Origin of the sequence: Micromonospora sp. CMU55-4, from assembly GCF_011602315.1 — a bacterium.
GTDB classification, from domain to species: Bacteria; Actinomycetota; Actinomycetes; order Mycobacteriales; family Micromonosporaceae; genus Micromonospora; species Micromonospora chalcea.
In genome coordinates this window covers 91,335-112,883 of record NZ_JAAOLH010000018.1, presented here as the reverse complement: position 1 = coordinate 112,883, position 21,549 = coordinate 91,335, and the positions used below count along the sequence as shown (strand labels likewise).

At 73.8% G+C, this 21,549-nt stretch carries 20 protein-coding genes; 10 read left to right on the top strand and 10 right to left on the bottom strand.

Features of this window, described 5'->3' with window-relative positions; genetic code table 11:
- Entirely contained in the window at positions 1 to 993 is a 993-nt protein-coding gene (locus HA073_RS26150) for an ABC transporter ATP-binding protein (protein WP_043327902.1), read from the top strand.
- Between the two features lie 2 nt (positions 994 to 995).
- On the opposite strand, the gene HA073_RS26145 is transcribed toward HA073_RS26150, so the two are convergent.
- The 7 genes from HA073_RS26145 to folP all read right to left on the bottom strand — a co-directional run bounded on the left by HA073_RS26145 (position 996) and on the right by folP (position 5,653).
- Entirely contained in the window at positions 996 to 1,487 is a 492-nt protein-coding gene (locus HA073_RS26145; RefSeq protein WP_064446780.1) for a hypothetical protein, read from the bottom strand.
- 83 nt (positions 1,488 to 1,570) lie between these two features.
- On the bottom strand, positions 1,571 to 1,873 hold the full coding sequence (locus HA073_RS26140) for a hypothetical protein (RefSeq protein WP_030502043.1): 303 nt from the start codon (positions 1,871 to 1,873) through the stop codon (positions 1,571 to 1,573).
- Between the two features lie 60 nt (positions 1,874 to 1,933).
- On the bottom strand, positions 1,934 to 3,166 hold the full coding sequence (locus tag HA073_RS26135; protein ID WP_043327900.1) for an ABC transporter permease: 1,233 nt from the start codon (positions 3,164 to 3,166) through the stop codon (positions 1,934 to 1,936).
- Positions 3,167 to 3,281: 115 nt separating this feature from the next.
- On the bottom strand, positions 3,282 to 3,770 hold the full coding sequence (locus HA073_RS26130) for a DUF3180 domain-containing protein (protein ID WP_104114026.1): 489 nt from the start codon (positions 3,768 to 3,770) through the stop codon (positions 3,282 to 3,284).
- Positions 3,771 to 3,855: 85 nt separating this feature from the next.
- The gene (gene folK, locus HA073_RS26125) at positions 3,856 to 4,383 is read right to left on the bottom strand and encodes a 2-amino-4-hydroxy-6-hydroxymethyldihydropteridine diphosphokinase (RefSeq protein ID WP_043327898.1); all 528 of its coding nucleotides are present in this window, start codon (positions 4,381 to 4,383) and stop codon (positions 3,856 to 3,858) included.
- Positions 4,380 to 4,739, bottom strand: coding sequence for a dihydroneopterin aldolase (gene folB / locus HA073_RS26120; protein ID WP_043327897.1), 360 nt, complete (start codon positions 4,737 to 4,739; stop codon positions 4,380 to 4,382). The genes folK and folB overlap by 4 nt, the downstream gene beginning before the upstream one ends.
- The gene (folP, locus tag HA073_RS26115; protein ID WP_166457517.1) at positions 4,736 to 5,653 is read right to left on the bottom strand and encodes a dihydropteroate synthase; all 918 of its coding nucleotides are present in this window, start codon (positions 5,651 to 5,653) and stop codon (positions 4,736 to 4,738) included. The genes folB and folP overlap by 4 nt, the downstream gene beginning before the upstream one ends.
- A gap of 359 nt (positions 5,654 to 6,012) precedes the next feature.
- On the opposite strand from folP, the gene HA073_RS26110 reads away from it, so the two are divergent.
- Genes HA073_RS26110 through HA073_RS26080 form a run of 7 tightly spaced genes read left to right on the top strand, consistent with a single transcriptional unit; the run spans position 6,013 to position 14,409 of the window.
- The gene (locus HA073_RS26110; RefSeq protein ID WP_043327895.1) at positions 6,013 to 6,327 is read left to right on the top strand and encodes a hypothetical protein; all 315 of its coding nucleotides are present in this window, start codon (positions 6,013 to 6,015) and stop codon (positions 6,325 to 6,327) included.
- 14 nt (positions 6,328 to 6,341) lie between these two features.
- A complete protein-coding gene (locus tag HA073_RS26105) occupies positions 6,342 to 6,704 on the top strand; it encodes a hypothetical protein (protein ID WP_013288977.1) in 363 nt (120 codons plus the stop codon).
- 49 nt (positions 6,705 to 6,753) lie between these two features.
- Positions 6,754 to 10,131: an ATP-binding protein gene (locus HA073_RS26100; RefSeq protein WP_069088240.1), complete on the top strand. Its 3,378-nt coding sequence runs from the start codon at positions 6,754 to 6,756 to the stop codon at positions 10,129 to 10,131.
- Between the two features lies 1 nt (position 10,132).
- Complete coding sequence (locus HA073_RS26095) at positions 10,133 to 12,070, top strand: MFS transporter (protein WP_166457516.1); 1,938 nt, start codon at positions 10,133 to 10,135, stop codon at positions 12,068 to 12,070.
- Positions 12,067 to 12,627 (top strand): hypothetical protein, encoded by a 561-nt coding sequence (locus HA073_RS26090; RefSeq protein ID WP_113973585.1) that lies wholly within the window; start codon positions 12,067 to 12,069, stop codon positions 12,625 to 12,627. The genes HA073_RS26095 and HA073_RS26090 overlap by 4 nt, the downstream gene beginning before the upstream one ends.
- Positions 12,624 to 13,799 (top strand): M23 family metallopeptidase, encoded by a 1,176-nt coding sequence (locus HA073_RS26085; protein ID WP_166457515.1) that lies wholly within the window; start codon positions 12,624 to 12,626, stop codon positions 13,797 to 13,799. The genes HA073_RS26090 and HA073_RS26085 overlap by 4 nt, the downstream gene beginning before the upstream one ends.
- Before the next feature lie 10 nt (positions 13,800 to 13,809).
- Complete coding sequence (locus HA073_RS26080; protein WP_069088236.1) at positions 13,810 to 14,409, top strand: hypothetical protein; 600 nt, start codon at positions 13,810 to 13,812, stop codon at positions 14,407 to 14,409.
- A gap of 7 nt (positions 14,410 to 14,416) precedes the next feature.
- Here the strand turns inward: HA073_RS26080 and HA073_RS26075 are convergent, their stop codons facing one another.
- A complete protein-coding gene (locus HA073_RS26075; RefSeq protein ID WP_069088235.1) occupies positions 14,417 to 14,974 on the bottom strand; it encodes a hypothetical protein in 558 nt (185 codons plus the stop codon).
- A 213-nt stretch (positions 14,975 to 15,187) separates the two neighbouring features.
- Here HA073_RS26075 and HA073_RS26070 point away from each other — a divergent pair, with 213 nt between their 5' ends.
- Both HA073_RS26070 and HA073_RS26065 read left to right on the top strand, forming a co-directional pair.
- Positions 15,188 to 17,716: an FtsK/SpoIIIE domain-containing protein gene (locus HA073_RS26070; RefSeq protein WP_309228063.1), complete on the top strand. Its 2,529-nt coding sequence runs from the start codon at positions 15,188 to 15,190 to the stop codon at positions 17,714 to 17,716.
- The gene (locus HA073_RS26065; protein WP_166457513.1) at positions 17,713 to 18,414 is read left to right on the top strand and encodes a hypothetical protein; all 702 of its coding nucleotides are present in this window, start codon (positions 17,713 to 17,715) and stop codon (positions 18,412 to 18,414) included. The genes HA073_RS26070 and HA073_RS26065 overlap by 4 nt, the downstream gene beginning before the upstream one ends.
- A gap of 53 nt (positions 18,415 to 18,467) precedes the next feature.
- Here HA073_RS26065 and folE read toward each other — a convergent pair whose 3' ends face one another.
- Positions 18,468 to 19,085 carry a GTP cyclohydrolase I FolE gene (folE, locus tag HA073_RS26060; protein WP_013288986.1) on the bottom strand — a complete coding sequence of 206 codons (618 nt, stop codon included), beginning with the start codon at positions 19,083 to 19,085 and terminating at the stop codon, positions 18,468 to 18,470.
- Between the two features lie 86 nt (positions 19,086 to 19,171).
- A complete protein-coding gene (ftsH, locus tag HA073_RS26055; protein WP_043327886.1) occupies positions 19,172 to 21,202 on the bottom strand; it encodes an ATP-dependent zinc metalloprotease FtsH in 2,031 nt (676 codons plus the stop codon).
- Positions 21,203 to 21,549: the final 347 nt, after the last annotated feature.

The following is a 21,549-nucleotide window of genomic DNA, read 5'->3' as shown; positions in this document are numbered from 1 at the left end:
GTGGACGGTACCCCGGGGGACGCTGCCGGACACGGCGCGGCGTCGATCACGCTGGAACGCATCCGCAAGCGCTACCCGGACGGCACCGAGGCGGTACGCGAGCTGAGCCTGCAGGTCGGCGCCGGTGAGCTGGTGGTCCTGATCGGCCCGTCCGGCTGCGGCAAGTCGACGGTGCTACGGATGATCAACCGGCTGATCGAGCCGACCGGCGGGCGGATCCTGCTCGGCGACGACGACGTCACCCGGGTCGACCCGGTGGCGCTGCGCCGCCGCATCGGGTACGTCATCCAGAACGTCGGCCTCTTCCCGCACCAGACCGTCGCGGCGAACGTGGCGACAGTGCCGGGACTGCTGGGCTGGCCGAAGCAGCGCACCCGCGCCCGCGTCGGCGAGTTGCTGGAACTGGTCGGCCTCGACCCGGCCCAGTTCGGCCGGCGGTACCCGCACGAGCTGTCCGGCGGGCAGCGGCAGCGGGTCGGGGTGGCCCGGGCGCTCGCCGCCGACCCGGTGGTGCTGCTGATGGACGAGCCGTTCTCCGCGGTGGACCCGATCGTCCGGACCCGCCTGCAGGAGGAGTTCCTGCGCCTGCAGGCCGAGGTACGCAAGACGATCGTGCTGGTCACGCACGATCTCGACGAGGCGGTCCGGCTCGGCGACCGGATCGCGGTGCTCTCCGAGGGCGGCCGGCTGGAGCAGTACGACACGCCCGCCGCGCTGCTCGGGTCACCCGCCTCGGACTTCGTCCGCGAGTTCGTCGGCGCCGACCGGGGCATCCGGCGCCTCGCGGTGACCCCGGTGACCCGCGCGGTCCTCGACCCGCTCCCGGCCGACGGGGGCGCCGGCCTGCCCACTGTGGCGCTCGGCGACTCGGCGTACGACGCGCTCGGCGCGCTGCTCACCTCCGGCGCGGAGCACGCCGTGGTGACCGAGGAGGGCCGGGCGGTGGGCCTGCTCGCCCGTACCCGGGTGCTGGCGCTGGGCGCTGTGGACTGAGCTCAGGCCCGGCCGCCCAGGCTGGCCAGCCCGACGATCCAGCCGGCGAAGAAGCCGTACGTGACGCCGGTGCTGGCGGACTGGAACGCGGCGAACAGCGAGCCGTGCGGGCCGAGGAGCGTGGCGAGCAGGGCGCTGAGCCCGGCGGCGAGCACGTACGCGCCCCAGCCGGAGAGGAACTGGCTGCCTGAGGACGCCACCCGGTCGACCTGCGGGCCGGGCAGCAGGTAGAGCAGCGCAGCGGCCAGCACGATCAGCAGGATCGCGCGCAGGTTGGTGGCGAACACGCCCTCGTCGGCGTGCCACCGCCAGGACGGCCAGGCCAGCAGCCGCAGGAACCAGCCGCCCGCCCCGGTCGGGTCGGTGGCGCGCTGCGCCCAGTCCACGTACATCGGACTGCCGCCGACGGCGACCAGCAGGAACGCGGCGAGGGTGCCGGTGCCGGCGGCCGTGCCGTACCGGGAGACGGCGCGGGGGCGGTTGCTCAGAGCCATGCGACGGTCAGTTCCCGGCCGGTCGCGCCGGGCAAACCTGCGCAACCGTCCGGCCGTCGCCGGCCGGCGGGTCGTCATCGACGTCAGTGCTTCATCAGGTAGTCGATGAAGGCGGCGCGCAGCAACGGCGCGGACTCCTCGTAGCCGTGCCCGGTCAGCTCGCGCCAGAGCGCGTTCGCCTCGTCGATGGTCGGGCCGATCGAGTTCGGCGCGCCGTCCAGCGCGGCGGCCTCGTCGGCGTTGGGCAGGTGCCGCAGGACCGACCAGAAGAAGCCCACGTCGCGACGCTCGCGGGCCAGGTTGAACGCCTGCTCGCGCAACTCCTCGGTGGAGAGCTTGTCGAGCTCGTCGAAGGTGCGGCCGCCGGGGGCAGGAGTCTCGCTCATGCCGCCGAGCCTAACCGGCGAGATCAGCTCCGGCGCGCCGGACGCACGGCCGCGGTCGGGTCAGCGTTCGTCGGCGTCCCAGCGCCGGGGCTCGCTCTCCCAGCGCGGGGCCTCCCAGGCCTCCACCGGGGTGTCGTTCTGGCGTACCGGCAGCACCGACGGCCAGGTGTCGGCCGGCTCGGGCGCCGGGGTCATCCCCCAACCGCCGCTCGTCGCGCCGTCCCGCAGCGGGCGGACCGGAACCGGTCCCACAGTCGCCGGCGGCGCCGGGCGGGGCCGGCCGAACGTCTCCACCAGCCGGGTGACGAGCAGCCCCGCGCCGAGCGTGGCGCCGCCCAGCGCCCACCGGCCGACCGACCAGCCCTGCGGCACGGTCCAGGCCAGGAACACCACCACCAGGCATACCGCGAGCAGGGTGCCGAAGATGCCGCCGCGACGGCCGTACGCGCTGGTGCCGCCGAGCATCACCGTTCCGACCGCCAGCACGGTCCAGTCCAGGCCGGTGCCGGGCGCGACGGCGCCGTCCCCGTTCGCGGCGATCAGCACGCCGCCGAGCGCCGCCAGCACGGTGGACGCGACCAGCGCCAGCGCGGTCACCGTGGCGGCCACCGCGCCGCGCCGCCGGGCCGGGTCGGCGACCGGCCGGAACCGGCCGATCAGCCGGCGCACCGGCATCATCGCGGCGAACAGGCCACCGAGGACGGCCACCGCGGCGAAGCCCACGAAGAGGTACAGCGCGTTGCGGCGCGGGTCGTAGTCACTCTGCACCGCGACCGGCACGCTCCGGCGCTCCAGATAGACGATCACGCCGGCCGCCCCGGCCAGGCTCGCCGCCCAGCCGGGCACGTGCAGCACCACCACGGCCAGCGCGAGCGCCAGCCCGGCCGCCGCCGCCACCGCGAGCGCCGGCAGCAGCGCCTCCCGCATGCCGCGGTCGCCCTGCTCGGCGAAGTGCAGCGCGGCGGCCAGCGCGACCGGGCCGACCGCCAGGTTCACCGCGCCGGCCCGCAGGCTCAGGCCGGCGGCCAGGGTGAGCAGGCCGAGCGCGGCCACGTCGACGAGCAGCGTCTTCAGGGAGCCGCCGCGCAGCGCGTCCGCGTTCTCCCGCCAGAGCAGCCAGGTCACCGCGACCAGCGCGGCGAGCAGCACGAACTCCCAGAGCACGTGCACCGCGATGCGGTCCCGGCCGGGCTCGCCGTGCGCCGGGTCGTCGAAGACGTGCTCCAGTACGGCGGCGGGCACGCCGGACGATGTCTCCGGCGGCGCTGTCCGACCCGCGTCGTCGTACGCCATAGACCCGCGCCTCCCAGGTGGCCGCGTCCGGCCCACGGGCGGGCGGACCGTGGCGGCCGTCGCTCTCCGGTCGCCAGGGACGGTACCGCCGGGCCGGGGTGTGGGGAACCCCGGATCAGAGACGCCCGCGCGGCGTCTCGCGGTCGCCCGGCTCGCGGTCCTCGTCGTCCTCCTGCTCCGGCACCCGGCAGGAGCGTTCCAGCCAGAGCGCGGCGGCGACGAGCGCGAGCGACGCGATCAGACCGCCGAGCGCGGCGGGCCGATCGCCCTGGGCGGCATTGGTCCGTTCCACGAAGAGCCAGCCGGTCAGGCCGGCGTAGAAGCCGGCGAAGATGGCACCGGCCAGCGCGGACGCCTTGGCCAGCACCACGAACCGGGCGACCAGCAGTGGGTTCACCGGCTCGCGGCCGGGCCGCCGCTCGATCCGGCTGCGGGTGTTCACCGCCGCGTAGCCCTCCAGCACGGCCAGGCCGGCCAGCGTGATCACCGGCAGCCAGGGCAGGTCGGGCGCGAAGTCGTAGTAGAAGCCGCTGATCAGCAGCCAGGCCACCGCGGCGGCGGCCAGGCCGGCCACCACGAGCGTGGAGGCCCGGGTCGGCCCCATCCGGAAGCGGTCGGGCCCCTGCGGGGAGCGGTCGGTGCTCACCGCGCCTCCTCAGCTCGCCACTGCCGGGCCACGCTCCTGCGGGTCATGTGTCCGACTCTAGCGTCAGATCGGGTCGTGGGCTCAGTTCCAGGGCGTCACCGGCCAGCGGCTCGGCGTTGAGCAGATCGGTCAGCCAGCCGTGCCCGGGCAGCCGGCCGTGCGGCTCGACGTCGATCCACGGGCGCAGCACGAACGCGCGCAGGTGGGCCCGGGGATGCGGCACCGTCAGCTCGGGGTCGTCGCGGAGCACCGGCTGGCCGGCGTCGTCCCAGACCGCGATCACGTCCACGTCGAGCGTGCGCGGCCCGTACCGCCGCTCCGGGTCGCGGGCCCGCCCGGCCGCCGCCTCCGCGGCCCGGGCGCGGGCCAGCCAGTCCTCCGGCGTCGCCGCCGGGTCCGCGACCATCACCACCGCGTTCAGGTACGCGGGCTGGTCCGCGTCCCCCCACGGTGGAGTCTCGTAGACACCGGAGACCAGCAGGACCCGGTCGCCGAGCGCGGCCACCGCGCCGCGCAGGTGGCCGAGGCGGTCGCCCAGGTTGCTGCCGATCGACAGCACGGCCCGGGTCACCGGGTACGCCTCATCGTGACGGCGACGTCCCGGAAGGCGTGCGGGATCGGTGCCTCCGGCTTGTGCACGGTCACCGTCGCCGCGGCGACCAGCGGCTCGGCCAGGCAGACCGCGAGCAGCCGGTCGGCGAGTGTCTCGATGAGGTTCACCGGTTCGCCGGTGATCACCGCGACCAGCCGTTCGGCGAGTTCCCCGTAGTGCACGGTGTCGGTCACCTCGTCGGAGCGGGCGGCCGGGCCCAGGTCCAGTTCGAGCACCGCGTCGACCACGAACTCCTGCCCCTGGGCGCGCTCGAAGTCGTAGACGCCGTGCCGGCCGTGCGCGCGCAGGCCGGTCAGCTCGATCCGGTCGGTCACCTGTCGCCTCCACTCGCGCCGGTGGCCGCTTCCGCCGCCCTCGGCGACGCGGTCGCGGGCCGCCTGCCGGTCGCGGTGGCGAGACGGGGGCTGCCGGTGGCCTGCCAGACGGCGAGCGCGTCGGCGGTGCCGCGGACGTCGTGCACGCGTACCCCCCAGGCGCCGGCCGCGACGGCGAGCACGCTCGTCGCGACGGTCGCGGCCTCCCGCCCGGCGGTGGGCCGCGGCTCGCCCGCCGCGTCGGCGAGCAACCGGCCCAGGTAGGACTTGCGGCTGGCCCCGAAGAGCACCGGAAAGCCCAGGTCGACCAGCTCGGGCAGGCGGGCGCTGAGCGCCCAGTTGTGCGCGGCGGTCTTCGCGAAGCCCAGACCCGGGTCGACGACGATCCGGTCGGCGGCCACCCCGGCGGCGAGCGCGGCGTCGACCCGCCGGCTCAGCTCGTCCCGGACCTCGGTCACCACGTCGGTGTACGTGGCCAGCTCGCGCATCTCCCGCGAGTGTCCCCGCCAGTGCATGAGCACCCACGGACAGCCGGCGTCGCGGACCACCCGGGCCATGTCCGGGTCGGCGAGGCCGCCGGAGACGTCGTTCACCAGGTACGCGCCGGCGGCGAGGACCGCCTCGGCGACCCGGGCCCGGCTGGTGTCGATGCTGACGACGATGCCGGCGGCGCTCAGCTCACGGACCACCGGCAGCACCCGGGCGGTCTCCGTCTCCGCGTCGACCCGCTCGGCGCCGGGCCGGGTGGACTCGCCGCCCACGTCGATCAGGTCGGCGCCGTCGGCGCGAAGTCGCACCCCGTGTGCGACTGCCGCGTCCAGATCGGCGTATCTGCCGCCGTCGGAGAAGGAGTCGGGCGTGACGTTGAGGACGCCCATCACCACCGGGGTCTCCGCCCGTACCAGATCGGTCACGGAGCCGACAGTACCGCTCGTGGGCGGGGCTTCCGGCGACCGGGCGAGCCGCCGACGCAGCAGCCCTGACATGCGGATTGGAACAGGTGTACGATCGGTCTTCCGGGCGATTCACGGTCGACTCTTCGCGGCTTGTCGCAAAGGTGGCCGGGCCGTACGCTTTGGAATTGCCCAGCATCGAGATGGCGAAGCCTGGAGGGAGGGCCGAAGCGGGAAGAATCCGCCCAAAACTCACCACCCAGCGTGGTGGGTCACGGACACAGCGTTGACCACTTCCGTGTCCGCCGAGCACCATCCCGCCAGGCTTGCCTACTTGCACCAACGCGGCACCGCCGGCCGCGACCTTGGGGAGGTTTCCAGTGATCGCCATCGAGCTCATGGCAGCGGCGTCGAGCGCCGTCGACCACGCGCTCCACACCCTGGCGTCGACTCCACTCGCCGAGCCGGCTCCGAAGGGCATCGACACCGACAACGTCGTCACCTTCTTCGCCAGTAAGATCGCACCGATCCTGCTCGCCGTCCTCGGGGTGATCTTCATCGGCCGGGCCAGCCGGGGTGAGATCTCCAAGGTGCTGACCAGCTCGGCCATCGCCATCATCGGCCTGGCCTTCATCGCCGGCGCCGCCACACTCTTCTTCGTCGGCGACTACCTGATCAACCTGATCTTCGAGTAGGACGCTGGGCGACGATGCGGCTGCGCACCGACGACGACATCTACCGGGCACGCCTCGTCTACCTGGGGCCGCCCGGGTACACCCTTCCCGTTCACCTGCCGTACGCCCAGTACGGCCTGTTCATGCTGCTCGTACCCCTCTACATGTTCATCCACTGGCTGTTCACGCTCCAGGTCGAGCTCTTCCCCGCCTGGGAGATCTCGCTGGCGATCGTGACGACCTCGTTCATCTTCCGGTACGTCGACCCGGACCGGCCCGCGCGCATGGTGATCCGGACCGCGCTGACCGACTGGCGACGCACCCGGGAACCGGCCACCGAGCAGCGGGATCCGCGGCTCGTCGCGAGCCGGATCAGGATCCGGGAGGAACTGGCATGACCGGGCGTACGACAACCGTGCAGACGAACGACGCGGGTGAGGCGGTCGCATGAGTCGCTCTTCCACGCCGGGTTCCCCGGCCGGGCGTCCGGCCGGGCCGAATGGTAACCGTCAGCGATCGTTCGACTACCCACCGGACGAGGATCTGGACGAGGTCGTCCTGGACGGCGCGCTCGTCACCAGCCCGGGACACAGCCGGGTCGGTGTCTTCCAACCGCCGCGACCGATCACGCCCCGCGAGCCGGTACGCCCCGACGGCGACATCGACTCGCCCTTCCTCGACCTCTTCGGCGGCGCGCAGCCCCGGGTCCGGCGACCCGCCCCCACCCCGCCCCCGCCGGTCGAGCCGGTGGTGGCGCCGCCCCGCCGCGGCGTCGGCCGTGAGCCCCTGCCGATCCCGCACCAGCACGCCGCGCCGGTCGAGCCCGCGCCGCGGGCCGAGCCGGAACCCCCGGCCCGCGAGCAGACCCCTGGGGTACGCGCGGTCGGACGCCCCCGGCCCGAGCCCGCACGCGCCGCACCGCTGCCGGCCGAGCCGGCCCTGCCCGACCCGCCGGCCGCGCTCGCCTCGCCCCCGCCGTCCCGGAGCCGGGTGCCGCAGCAGGCCGGTGACCGGCTGCCCGCGCTCCGGCCCCCGGCCGAGCCGGAGCCGACACTCCCACCGCCCCCGCAGATCGCCGCGCCCGGACCCGCGCCCGCCGAGTACCGGGAACCGGATCTCGCGTCGGCGGAACCGCTCGCGACCGGCGCCGCGCCGTCGCGGGAGGTCGGCCGTCCGGCGCACCGCGAGGTCGCGCCGCCCCGGCAGCGCACGCCGGAACGCCGCAACCGGCCGACCAAGCCGGTCCGGGTCCGCGCCCCGAAGATCAAGTTCGGTGACCGGGACCCGTCGGTCGAGCTGGCCATCACCGAGATCGCCGGCCACCTCACCTTCACCCCCAACACCGTCACCGCCTGGTACTGGCTGCCCGAGGTGCGGTGGGCGTTCCGGCCCGACGCCGAACGCGAGGCACTGCTCTCGGCGATCTCCGAGCAGTACGCCGGACTCGCCGGGTTCCGGCTGCACCTGCGCCGCACCACCCGGCCCTTCCCGGCCGACGAGTGGGCCCGCACCATCGACGCGCACACCGCCGCCCCGCTGCCCGACGTACCGGGCACCACCGGCTGGGCCGACCACCTGGTCGCCGCCCAGCGGCACCTGATGGCGGTCAACCACGCCGAGGGCCAGACCTACCTCGGCGTCACGTTCGCCCGCCGGTCGCTCGGCGACTCGCTCACCGAACGTCTGCTCCGCACGTTCGGCCGGGGCACCGCCGACGGCGAGCGGCGCCGGCTGAGCCGTACCGTCGAGCAGTTCGACGAGGTCCTCGGCGCGTTCGGCATGCGCGGGCGGCGGGTCACCGCGCCCGAACTGGAATGGCTGCTCTACCGGTCGGTGGCGCTGTGCATGGCGCCGCCCGGCGTCCTGTCCCCGATCACCAACGGCCGGTGGGAACGCGGCGACCTGCTGGCCCTCACCGAGCAGGTGGAGCGCTACCGCACCCCGTACGGCTCGACGGTGAAGCTGGTCAACCGGATGACCGGCGAGGAACGCCACGTCGCGGTGCTCGCGGTCGGCCGGATGGAGCCGCTGGAGATCCCCGAGCGGCACGAGCCCTGGCTGCACTTCCACGAGCGGCTGCCCTGGCCGATGGAGCTGTCCACCCGGGTCGACATCCTCGGCCCCAACGACTCGTTCCGGAACCTCGAACACCGGCTGCGGATGATCCGCTCCCAGCAGCTCGACTACGCCGAGCACGGCATCGACGCGCCGCCCGAGCTGGAACGCCTGGCCAAGCGCGCGCTGGTGATCGGCGACGAGATGACCACCGGCCTGCCCGTCGACTCGGCCCGGGCACACGGCTGGCACCGCATCGCGGTCGGCGGCCGTACCCGGGAGGAGTGCCTGGAGCGGGCCCGGCGGCTCATCCAGCTCTACTCCCGTGAGCTGCGGATCTCGCTCCAGCACCCGAAGAACCAGGACTGGCTGGCCCGCGAGTTCATCCCCGGCGAGCCGATCGCCAACACCGGCTACGTCCGGCGGATGCCGGTCAACCTGCTCGCCGCCGCGCTGCCGCAGGCAGCGTCCACAGTCGGCGACCGGCGCGGCGACCTGATCGGGCGTACCGCCGGCACCTGCCGCCGTCCGGTCTTCCTCGACCTGCACTTCCCGATGGAGGTACGCGAACGCTCCGGCCTCGCCGTCTTCGTCGCCGAACCCGGTGGTGGCAAGTCGACGCTGCTCGGCGCGCTCGGCTACCTGGCAGCGCGCCGTGGCGCGCAGGTGACGCTGCTCGACCCGTCCGGCCCGCTGGCCCGGCTCTGCGCCATGCCCGAGCTCGCCCCGTACTCCCGGGTGCTCAACCTGACCGGCTCGGAGCAGGGCACGCTGGCGCCGTACGCGCTGATCCCGACGCCGCTGCGCACCGAGTTCGGCGCCGGGGCGGCCGGTGACCGCGAGTTCGAGATCGCCGTGTCGAACGCCCGCGCCGAGCGCCGGATGCTCGTGCAGGACATCTGCATGATGCTGGTGCCGCCGCAGGTGGCCCGGGAGGCGTCCACCGCCACGCTGTTCCGGCACGCCGTACGCCAGGTTCCCGCGGAGGAGACCTCCACGCTCGACGACGTGGTGACCTGCCTGCAAGGGCTCGACGACGACGCCGGGCGCGAGCTGGCCCACCTGCTGCTCGACACCGCCGAGATGCCGCTGGCCATGCTCTTCTTCGGCCGGCCACCGGAAGGGCTGCTCGGCGCCGACGCCGCGCTCACCGTCATCACCATGGCCGGCCTGCGGCTCCCCGACCTCAAGATCGAGCGCGAGTACTGGTCGGCCGAGGAGGCGCTCGCGCTGCCGATGCTGCACACCGCGCACCGGCTGGCCGTACGCCGCTGCTACGGCGGCTCGATGTCCTCCCGGAAACTGGTCGGCCTCGACGAGGCCCACTTCATGGAGGGCTGGCGCTCCGGCCGGTCGTTCCTGGTCCGGCTCGCCCGCGACTCCCGCAAGTGGAACCTCGCCGCGCTCGTCGCCTCGCAGAACCCGAAGGACATCCTCGGCCTCGACGTGCAGAACCTCGTCTCCACCGTCTTCGTCGGCCGGATCGCCGAGGACAGCGAGATCGCCTCCGAGGCGCTGCGCCTGCTGCGGGTGCCCGTCGACGACGGTTACGAGGCCACACTCGCCTCGCTCTCCCAGGCGGACAGCGGATCGGCCAACCGGCTCGGCTTCCGCGAGTTCGTCATGCGCGACGTCGACGGGCGCGTGCAGAAGGTCCGGGTCGACGTGTCGTACGTCGACGGGCTGCTGGAGCACCTGGACACCACCCCCGCCGCGGTCGCCCAGGCCGCCGGGATACTGCCGACCGTCCTGGCTGACCTGGAGGCGTGACATGGCGAGGGCACGGATCGCGGCGCTCCTCCTCGCGCTCGGCGTACTCGCCGGGGCCACGATCTCCTGGCCGGTGATCGGTGCGGCCACACCCGCGTACGCCGCCGCGCCGGTCACCCAGGCGCGGGCCGAGTTGTGCAGCACCAAGGAGTGGCAGGCCGACTTCCGCGCCTGCGTCGGCCGCCTCAAGGCGGTCAGCGAGGACCAGGTCGAGTGCCGCAACGCGCCGGTGCCCGCCGCGCCGGACTCGGGCCTGGCCGGCTGGTTCGCGTCCCGGCCCGACTCGGCGAAGGAACTCGGGCCGAGTGGCCTCTACAGCCACTACGGGTACGCCGGGTACAGCTACAACACGTACGACGTGGACGGCGGCTGTGCCTCCTCGGTGCTGCATCCCGACTACCGCTTCACCACGATGGTCGCCAACGGCGAGTTCATGTTCGCCAACGCGGTGATCGGTGCCTCGAACGCGCTGCGGGAGCGCGCCTGGGATCCGCGCACCATGTGGAGCTGGGCCGACCCGCTGGTGGAGCAGGCCACGAAGGCCGTCTACCAGAAGGTGTTCAGCGTCTTCGGCATCATCACGGTCTGCGTGGTCGGCCTCTACCTGCTCTGGCGGTCCCGCCAGTCGGACATGAGCAACGCGATGACCACTGCGGGCTGGGCACTGCTGGTGATGGTGGCGGTGACCGCGCTGGCCGCCTGGCCGGTCAAGTCCGCGAACATGGCCGACAGCACGCTGATCAGCACGTTGGGCGTGGTACACGACGCGGTCGGCCCCTCCTCCAAAACCGTTCCGCCGGACAAGTGCGCGCTGCCGAACCCGAGCGCCTGCGTCGACAAGCGGCCACCCGCGGTGCGCGCCAGCGACACGGCCACCGAGACGATGCTCTACCGGAACTGGCTGCGCGGCGTGCTCGGCTCGGCGGACAGCGAGACCGCCAAGAAGTACGGCGAAGCGCTCTACGACGCGAAGTCCCTGACCTGGGAGGAGTCGGAGAAGCTCCGCCAGAATCCGGCAACCCGTGAGGGCACGATCAAGGCCAAGCAGCAGCAGTGGGCCCGTGTCGCCGAGCAGATCAAGACCGAGGACCCGGAGGCGTACGAGTACCTCAAGGGCACCAAGGACATGGACCGGATCGGTGCCGGGTTCATCGCGGTGCTGGCCTCGGTGCTGTTCGCCATGTTCGACCTCACCGCGTCTCTGCTGGTGCTGCTCGGCTTCCTGATCTTCCGCTGGGCGGTGATCGCCGCGCCGATCCTCGGCACGGTCGGCTTGATGCGCCCGGCCAGCGCCGGCCTCCGGCGGCTGGCGAACGCGGTGGTCGCCGCCGTCTTCAACATCGCCATCTTCGGCACCGGCGCGGCCATCTACCTCTTCGCCGTCGACCTGATCATGAACACCGCCACGCTGCCCGGCTGGCTCCAGGTGGTCCTGGTCTGGCTCTGCGGCGTGGTCGGCTGGCTGCTCCTGCGGCCGTACCGCCGCATCACCCAGCTCGGCGGCAAGGACAGCAGCGAGGCGGTCAGCTCGGCCGGCTCCTGGCACCGCCGGTTCTTCCGGGACATGCGGATCGCCGCCCGGCTGGACGTGGCCGAGCCCGGCGGCACCAACGAGCCGACCATCGGCAGACGCCGTACCGTCACCGCCGATCAGCGCAGCCTCCGGCCGGAGGCCCGCCACGAGGATCCGGCGCACAGCGCCACACCGGCCGAACGGGAGCGACCGGACGGACGGGAACGGCCGGAGGGGGCGCCCGCGAGCGGGCGGCCGGGCGAGAGTCCCGGTAGCACGCCCCGCCCCCGGCGCGCGCCGTCGACCTGGACCGAGCCGGACGTGCCGGAGGAGGCACCGTCCTACGCCGTCTACCGGCCGGACTCGGCGGGCCGCGGCACCGCCCCGGCCCGGCCGGCGCCGCGCATCCGCTCCGAGGCCCGGTGAGTCCGGTGCGGCGCGCGCTGGAGTTCCTCTTCACCCGGGTCCTCCGGTCGAGGCTCGGCATCGCCCTGGTGATCGCCGTGCTGGTCTTCGGTGTGATCGGCGCGGCCCGCCTGGTCGGCGGGCCCGGCGATTCGGGGCTCGGCCTGACCAGCCGGCCCAGCCAGCCGATCAGCACCGCGGACCCGGAGGCCGGTGACGACGGCGTGCTGGCCAGCCCGCCGACCGCTGTCGCCCCGAAGACCCGGCCGGGCGAGGCCACGCCGGAGCAGGTCGCCGGGCGGTTCACCACCGCGTGGCTGAGCGGCCCGGGCAGCACCGGCGACGCCTGGCAGGCCCGGCTCCGACCGCTCGCCACCCCCGCGCTGGCGGAGAAGATGACAGACGCCGACCCGGAGACAGTGCCGGCGCGGAAGACGACAGGCGCACCTACTCTCCGGCCCCGGACCGAGTCGTTCGTGGAGGCGCTCGTTCCGCTGGACAACGGCACGCTCCGGCTCGAACTCGTCGCGCCGGACGGCCCCTGGCTGGTGGACGCCGTCGACTGGGAGCGGTCGTGACCGCCGGCCCGGCCGTCGCCGGACAGGTCCGCCGGAAGTTGCGGGTCGGCGTGCTCGCCACCGCTGTCACGGCGGCACTCGCCCTGCTCTGCTGCGTTGGCGGTGCCGGAGCCTTCTTCCTCACCGAACTGGGCGGCGACGGGGACGACCCGAAGCTCGCCGCCCTGAGCTGCGACCCGGCCTACCAGGTGAACCTTACCGGGGACATGCCGCGCTTCGCCGAGTACGGCGAGCGTCAGCTGCGCAACGCCGCGGTCATCATCAAGGTCGGCCAGGACATGAAGCTCCCCGCGCGCGGCTGGGTGATCGCGCTGGCCACCGCGATGCAGGAATCAGCGCTGCGCAACCTCGCCAACAGCACGGTGCCGGCATCGCTGGCGCTGCCGCACGAAGGGGTCGGCGCCGACCACGACTCGCTCGGCCTGTTCCAGCAGCGGCCCGGATGGGGCAGCGTCGAGCAGCGGATGACGCCCTCGTACGCGGCCCGCAAGTTCTACCAGAAGATGGAGAAGGTGCCGAACTGGCAGCAGCGCCCGCTCACCGTCGTGGCCCAGCGCGTCCAGGTGAGCGCCTACCCCGACGCCTACGCCAAGCACGAGGAACTGGCCGGACGCATCGTCGACGCGCTCGCCGGCGGCGCCGCCCGGACCGTGGAGATCGCCGGCAAGGCCGTGTGCGACGCGGCGGCCGGAGACCGGATCGCCGCCTCCGGCTGGACCGCGCCGCTGCCCGGCGGCGTGGTCTCCGGCTTCCGGACCACCGCCCGTCCCAGCCACCACGGCGTGGACCTGGCTGCCTCGAAGGGCACGCCGATCCACGCCGCCTCGGCGGGCCGGGTGCTGGTGGCCCGTTGCGATCCCGACAGCGCCGGGCGGAAGGACTGCGACCGGGACGGCTGGCCGAACAAGGGCGGCTGCGGATGGTTCGTGGACATCCTGCACGCCGGCGGGTTCATCACCCGCTACTGCCACCTGGTCGAGCGTCCCCGGGTGGTGCCGGGTCAGTCGGTCGCGGCGGGCGAGGTCATCGGGCTCTCCGGCAGCAGCGGCAACTCGTCCGGCCCGCACCTGCACTTCGAGGTGCACAGGAACGGCGACCGGTCCAGCAACGGCGCGGACAACCCGGTGCCCTTCATGCGCAAGCGGGGCGCGCCCCTCGGCGAGACCGGGTGAGGCCGGGCGGATGAGCAACCCCCTGCCCGACCCGTTCGCCGACCGGCCGGACTGGGCACCGCTGCCGCCCCGGCCGGTCGAGACGGTGCCCGCCACGAGCGGAACCGAGCTGCGCGGCCGGCGGGTACTCGTCGGCCTTCCCGGCCTCGGCTGGCGCGGGGACCTGCGGGCTGACGAGCGCGTGGTGCAGGGCAGCCGCACCTACGTGCCGGTCATCCCCGAGCACGAGTGGTACCGGGCCGAATCCGAGCAGGTGGAGGTGTTCGCCCCGCTGGTGCCCGTGGAACGGGTCTGGGTGGAGACGATCGGCGAGCGACCCCCGCCGACCGCACCAGCCCCCTCGGGAATCCGGCTGGTCTCGCTGGACGCCCCGAACCGCCGGCCGCCCACCCCGGTGTTCGAGGCCGACGCGGTGACCGGCCGGCGCGTGGTGCACGTGGACAACGGCGTGGAACGGCGTGACCTGCGCGCCGTCACCGAGACCTACTCCGGGGCGGACGGCGACATCTGCGTGCGGGTCACGCCGGAACTGGAGTGGTACCGGTGGGCCTGGCGCGGTCAGGCACCGACCACGTTGGAGGTGCCGGTGCACCTGCTATGGCTGGAATAGCCGGAAGTCAACCGGCGCGCTGCGTCGAGCAGACGCCCCAACCGTCCTCGCGTCTCGTCTCGAACCGCCATCTCTGTCGATCTCTCTGTGAGATGCCATCGACGGAGGCAGAGATGATGAGTTCGACCTCGACCACTGCGGACTCCCCGGACTGCTGGACGGCCAGCGGGCCCCAGCTCACCGAGATCGTCGTGTTGAAGCGCTGCTCACGGGCGACGAGGTCTTCGCGAAACGCACGCAATGCGTCAGCGTCCGCCCTCCCCGCGCAGTCGAATTCCTCAGCTCTCGTGTCGTTGCGGTCCACGAGGAAAGCTCGCAAATAGTTGTCGACCACGACGTCGGGGGCGCTTCGGTCCGGCGCTGTCGCGCGGTCGTACAGCACGAATCCGGCCACCGCTCCACCCGTGCACAGCAGCGCCAGCACCCCCGCGACGACGCCGACGACCGTCCGCAGCGACCGCTTGGGGCGTACCGGCGCGGGAGCGGGCGCGGGAGGCGCCAACTGCTCCGGCGGGGTCCGCTGCGCCGGTACTCGGGACACCTGGGAACCGGCGGGGGGCTGCACTGATTCCACCTCCTGAGGCTATCGGCTGCGCGTCGCGTACCCAATGCCTGGAACCGGCGGATCGTGGCGAACCGCCGGGCGGAGGCCGCCCGGCGGCGGGGTGAGGCTGCTCACCGCCGACCAGCTCACCGCGCCGACCGACATCCCGGTGGACGGCCCCCGGCTGGGTTACCGTCACACCTCGGGGAGGACATGTCGGCCTCGGGAAGAGAGGTGGACGCGGTGGCGACTCCGAAGGCGCGCGCCGGCCGGGCCGCCGCGCTGCACCGCCGGGCCGAGGCCGCCGCAACGGCGGCGGCGGGCATCCTCGACGAGATCCGGCCCGCGCCGGCCGACCATCACCGGCAGTACGAGCTGGCCGAGCGCCTGCGGGCGGCTGCTGAACTGGCCGCGCCGGGCTGGGCCGGCGGTCCGCTGGAGACGCTGACCGCGGCGACGCCACCCGGTGACGGCCCGCCGCCACTGGTCCGGATGGGCACCGCCGCGCCGCTCGACGACGCCCGGTTCCCCGCGCTCGCGCCCCTGTTCGGCAGCGGTCACGTGAGCCTCGACGCCGACGCCTCGGACCCTCGGGTGGCGGGGCTGCTCCGCGCGCTGCTGCTGCGCGTGTTCGCGGCGACGCCAGCGGGGGCGCTGCTGGCCCGCGCGGTCGACGGCGGTTCCGGTGACACCTTCGCCGGGTACGCGCCGCTCGCCGACGCCGGCCTGCTGCCCCCGCCCGCCACCGACCTCGCGGGGATGCGCGCGGTGCTGGCCGAGGCGGAGCAGTGGGTGGCCGCCGGCACGGCCCGGCAGCGGGCGCACGACCGGACGCTGCTGCTCGTGGTGGCCGCGCTGCCGGAGGGTACTACCACTGCCGACCTGGACCGGCTCGCCGGCCTGGCCGAGGGCGGGCCGCGGGCCGGGCTGCATCTGGTGGTCGCCGGCTGGCCGGACGGCGGTCCGCTGCCGCGCGCCACGGCGATCACGGTCCGCACCGCGTACGCGCTCGTCGGCGACCCGCCCGGCGCCGGGTTCAGCAGTCCCGGCGCGGAGCCGCCGGGCGGGCTGAACTCGCCGGTGTTCCTGGACGACGACCCGCCCGCCGAGCTGGTCGCCGCTGTGTGCGCGCGGCTGGTCCGGCAGATCGAGGACGGCTCCCGCCTCTCGCTGGGTGACCTGCTCCCGGCGGACGGTTTCTGGACCGACGGCTCGGCGGACGGGCTGAGCACCACCGTGGGTGACGCCGCCGGGCGCCCGGTCAGCCTCGGCTTCACCGAGCTGACCCCGCACTGGCTGGTCAGTGGCCGGGGCCAGGCCGGCCGGTCGGCGTTCCTGACCGACGCGCTGTTCGGGCTCGCCGCCCGGTACGGCCCGGACGAGCTGGCGCTCTACCTGGCCGACCTGGCCGACGGCGAGTCCTTCGTGGAGTTCCTGCAGACCGAGCGGGACCGTTCCTGGGTGCCGCAGGTGCGCGCCGCCGGGATGGCGGCCGACCGGGAGTACGTGGCCGACCTGTTCGGCGAGCTGGAGGCGGAGTTGCGCCGCCGCGAGGAGGCGTCCCGGCGGGCCGGCGGGCAGCGCTACGCCGAGCTGCGGCAGCACCAGCCGTTGCCCCGGATCGTCTGCGTGATCGACAACTTCCCGCTGGTGCTGCGCGAGCGGGACCGGCTCGCCGCCGACCTGCTGGCCCGGCTGGACGCGCTGGCCCGCGCCGGCCGGTCGTACGGCATCCACCTGGTCCTCGCGGGCGAGGGTGACCTGGGCATCGGTGGCCCGCGGGATCCGCTGCTCGGCCAGTTCCCGGTGCGGGTGGCACTGCCCGGCGGCTCGGCGGTGCTGGAGCCGGCGAACGACTCGGCGGCCGGGCTGCCGGTGGGCAGCGCGGTGGTGAACACGGCGGGCGGTCTGGGCGGTCCGCGCGGCGCGACCCGCGGGCATGAGCGGATGATCCGCTTCCCGGACCCGTACGAGGATCCGGAGGTCCTGGCCGGCCTGCGGCGACGCCTCTGGGAGACGCGGGGCGAGTCGGCGACGCCGCCGGTGGTGTTCGCCGGGTACGCCCGCCCGCTGCTCGCCAACGACCCGCGGCACCGGGCCGCGCTGGCCGGCCGGGCCCACGCTCCCGCCGCCCTGCTGGGCCGGGCGGTGGACGTGCGGCGCTCCACAGTGACGGTGCCGCTCGGGCCGGGCGCCGGGCGCAACCTGGCCGTCCTGGGCCGGGACGAGGAGGCCGAGCGGCTGCTGGTGACGGCGGTCCGCAGCGCGGCGGCGGCGCATCCGGGCGCGGCCCGGTTCGTGCTGGCGCCGCTGGCGAACGGGTCGGCCGAGCCGGCCGGGGTGCTGGCCGCCGAACTGGCCGGGCGGCATCGGGTGGAGACCGTCGACGCGGCCGGGCTGCGGACCGCGATGGCGTCGGACGAGCCCGGCTACCTGGTGGTGTTCGGGGTGGACGTGCCGGACGCCACCGAGTTGCCGCCGGAGTTGCTGCGGTCGCTGCTGCTGGAGGGCCCGCCGGCCGGGCGGCACCTGCTCGGCTGGTGGCGGACGCCGGCGCCGCTGGCCGGGCTGCTCGGCCCGGAGGGCGAGTTGGACAAGCTCACCGCCGTGGCGGTCACCGACGTGCCGGGCGGGCGGCTGGAGCAGCTCTTCGACCGTCCGGTCTGGTGGCGGCCCCGGCCGGGCCGCGCGATGCTCTGGGACGGCCCGGACGAGCAGGGCACCGTTTTCGTGCCGTTCGGCGCCGGGGAGGGTTCGGCATGAGCGAGACCGGCACGACCGTGCCCGGGCCCCGCAACGGCGGACCGACAACAGTGGCGGAACCCGCCGAGTCGGCCTGGACGGAGTACGTCGCGGCCGCACGGGCGCTCGACGGCGTACGCCGGGCGGCGGCCACCGCCGCCGGGGAGCAGGCGCGGTCGGTGGCGGCGGCCCGAGAGGAGCTGACAGCGGTACGCGAACGGCTGGCGCCGCAGCAGTCCCGGCTGCGTGAGCTGGGCGTACCGGCGTTGTCGCTGGTACCGACGCCGCCGGAGGTGACCGAGGCGGCCCGGTCGATGGCGGGTGGGCCGTCGGCGGTGCTGGCGGCGTTGCGCGCCGCCGGGGACTGGGCGGACGCGGCGGACGACACGCTAGCCGCGCGGGGCCTGCCCCGGCTGGCGCGGTGGCCGTCCCGGCCGCGCAACCTGCTGGTGTACGGGCCGCTGGCGCTCGTGGTGCCGCTGCTCCAGCTCGTGCTGTACGCGGTGGCCGGGCCGGGGGCGGTGACGGTGCTGGCGCTGCTGGTGGGGCTGCCGCTGCCGGCCGTCGCGTTCATGCTGGGCTGGCTCGCTGTGGGGCGGCTCTTCCGCCCGCGTCCGACCGACCGGGTGGACCGCACGCCCCGGTTCGGGGCCCTGGTCTGCCTGATCCCGGCCGTGCTCACCGCCGCCGGCCTGCTGCTGGCCATGCTGCCGAGCTGACGACGGCCGCGTCTCCCGGGCGGGAGTACGCGGCCGTCGGTGTCGGTCGAGGGTCAGCGGGCCATGATCAGTGCCATCGCCTCGGCCCGCGACTTCGCGTCGTTCTGCAGGCCGCCGCGCACTGCGGACGTGATCGTCTTCGCGCCGGACTTCTGGATGCCGCGCATCGCCATGCACATGTGCTCGCACTCCAGCACCACGATCACGCCGCGCGGGGCGAGGCTGGACATCAGCAGGTCGGCGATCTGCGAGGTGAGCCGCTCCTGCACCTGCGGCCGCCGGGCGAACACCTCGACCAGCCGGGCCAGCTTGGACAGGCCGGTGATGCGGCCGTCCGGGCCGGGGATGTAGCCGATGTGCGCGCTGCCCCGGAACGGCAGCAGGTGGTGCTCGCAGAGGCTCATCACGTCGATGTCCCGGACGAGCACCAGTTCCTCGTGGTTGGCCTCGAACGTGGTGCGCAGCACCTGCGCCGGGTCGACCCGCAGGCCGGCGAAGAGCTCGGCGTACGCGCGGGCGACCCGGGCCGGGGTCTGCTGGAGGCCGTCGCGGTCCGGGTCCTCGCCGACCGCGATGAGGATCTCGCGTACCGCCTTCTCGATCCGGGCGAGGTCGACGCTGTCCTCCACCGGGCCGCCTGTCAGCTTGCCGCTGATCAGGCGCGCGGCCACGTAGTCGAGCGCGTCGTCGCCGTCGGGCTCGGTCGCGGAGACGGCCGACTCCCTGTGCGGGGAGCCGGCCGTCGTCGGATCGCTGTTCAGTGCGTACCGTCCGAGTTGTTGCTGGAACCACCGATCGAGCTGGAACCACCGATCGAGGCGGCCGCGTCGGCGCGGGCCTGCGTCGCCAGCGCCTCCTTCTCGGCCGGGGTGAGCACCGGCGGCTCGGTGGAGGGCTGACGCTTGCCGAAGCCGTGGTACGGGGCCATCGGCGGGCGCTTGACCACCCGGGCGCAGATGCGGGCCATGTCGGCGGTGGAGAGGGTCTCCTTCTCCATCAGCTCCAGGACCATGTTGTCCAGGACGTCCCGGTATTCCACCAGGATCTCCCAGGCCTCGTCGTGGGCCAGCTCGATCAGCGCGCGCATCTCGCCGTCGATCTCGGCGGCCACCGCGTCGGAGTAGTCCCGCTCGTGGCCCATGTTGCGGCCGAGGAACGGCTCGTCGCCGCTGGTGCCGTACTTGATCGCACCGAGCTTGGAGCTCATGCCGTACTGCGTGATCATCGCGCGGGCCAGCTGGGTGGCCTTCTCGATGTCGTTGCCGGCGCCGGTGGTCGGCTCGTGGAAGACCAGCTCCTCCGCAGCCCGGCCACCGAGCGCGTACGCCAGGGTGTCGATCATCTCGGCCCGGGTCTGGGTGTACTTGTCCTCCGTCGGGAGGACGAGCGTGTGACCCAGCGAGCGACCCCGGGACAGGATGGTCACCTTGTGCACCGGCGCGGCGTGCGGCAGCGCCCAGGCGACCAGCGCGTGCCCACCCTCGTGGTACGCGGTGATCTTCTTCTCCTGGTCGCTCATCACCCGGGTCCGGCGCTGCGGGCCGGCGATCACCCGGTCGATCGACTCCTCCAGGGAGTCGTTGGTGATCGCCCGCTGCTCCTTACGGGCGGTGAGCAGCGCGGCCTCGTTGATCACGTTGGCCAGGTCGGCGCCGCTGAAGCCCGGGGTACGCCGGGCGACCGCGTCGAGGTCGACGTCGGGCGTGAACGGCTTGCCCTTAGCGTGCACCCGCAGGATGGCCTTGCGGCCCTCCATGTCGGGGGCGTCGACCGGGATCTGCCTGTCGAACCGGCCCGGGCGCAGCAGCGCCGGGTCGAGGATGTCCGGCCGGTTGGTGGCGGCGATCAGGATCACGCCGCCCTTGGTGTCGAAGCCGTCCATCTCGACCAGAAGCTGGTTGAGCGTCTGCTCCCGCTCGTCGTGGCCGCCGCCCATGCCGGCGCCACGGTGGCGGCCGACCGCGTCGATCTCGTCGACGAAGACGATCGCCGGGGCGTTCGACTTGGCCTGCTCGAACAGGTCGCGGACACGGCTGGCGCCGACGCCGACGAACATCTCGACGAAGTCGGAGCCGGAGATGGAGTAGAAGGGCACCCCGGCCTCGCCGGCGACCGCGCGGGCCAGCAGCGTCTTGCCGGTTCCGGGCGGGCCGAACAGCAGCACGCCCTTCGGGATCTTGGCGCCGAGGGCCTGGTACTTCGCCGGGTTCTGCAGGAAGTCCTTGATCTCGTGCAGTTCCTCGACGGCCTCCTCGGCCCCGGCCACGTCCGCGAAGGTGGTCTTCGGCGTGTCCTTGGTGATCATCTTCGCCTTGGACTTGCCGAAGTTGAGCACCCGCGAGCCGCCACCCTGCATCTGCGACATGAAGAACAGCAGCAGGAGCACGAGAAGCGCGATGGGAAGCAGGTTGACCAGCAGGCTGACCCAGATGCTGTCCGACGACACCTTGGTGTCGACCGGGCCGGTGATCCGGTCCGCCGCCTCGGCCTCGCGGACCTGGTTCCAGACCTGGCCGCCGACCTCGTACGGGAACTGCGCCTCGATCTTGTCGGTGGTGGTGTCGTCGCCGAACTTGGCCTTGTCCTTCAGGTCGAGCTGGAGCGTCTGCTCCTTGTCCTGGAAGACGACCTTCTCGATGCCGCCCTTGTTGAGCTGGTCGAGCGCGACGGACGTGTCCACCCGGTGGTAGCTGGGACCAGCGGTGAACAGTTGACTGAGCACAACGGCGCCGAGGATGACCAGGATGATCCAGACCACCGGTCGGCGGAAGAAACGCGTACGTTCCATGCTGTTGTCGGGTGCCGAGGCGCCCGCATCCTCCTGATCGACGTCCTGACCGTCTGAATGGTGTCGCCGCCTTGAGCGGCGGCCGCGGCCGCCGTGCGGGCCGGCCCGACCCCCGGGGCACGCAAACTGCCGCACCACGGTCATTCGACGGTACACCGTACGCGCGACGAGCGAGCTTGCGAGCCCGTCACTTACGCGCAGGGCGAACCCGGGTTTGGGCCGGCGTGGCGGGGAGCTCCGCACCCGGCCCACCCATACCGCACGGTCAGCGGTTCGAGGGGTCGGGCGTGGAGGGTGCCTCCACGTCACCGGCCCCTACCGTAGACCGGAAGGCTGAGAGCCCGCTG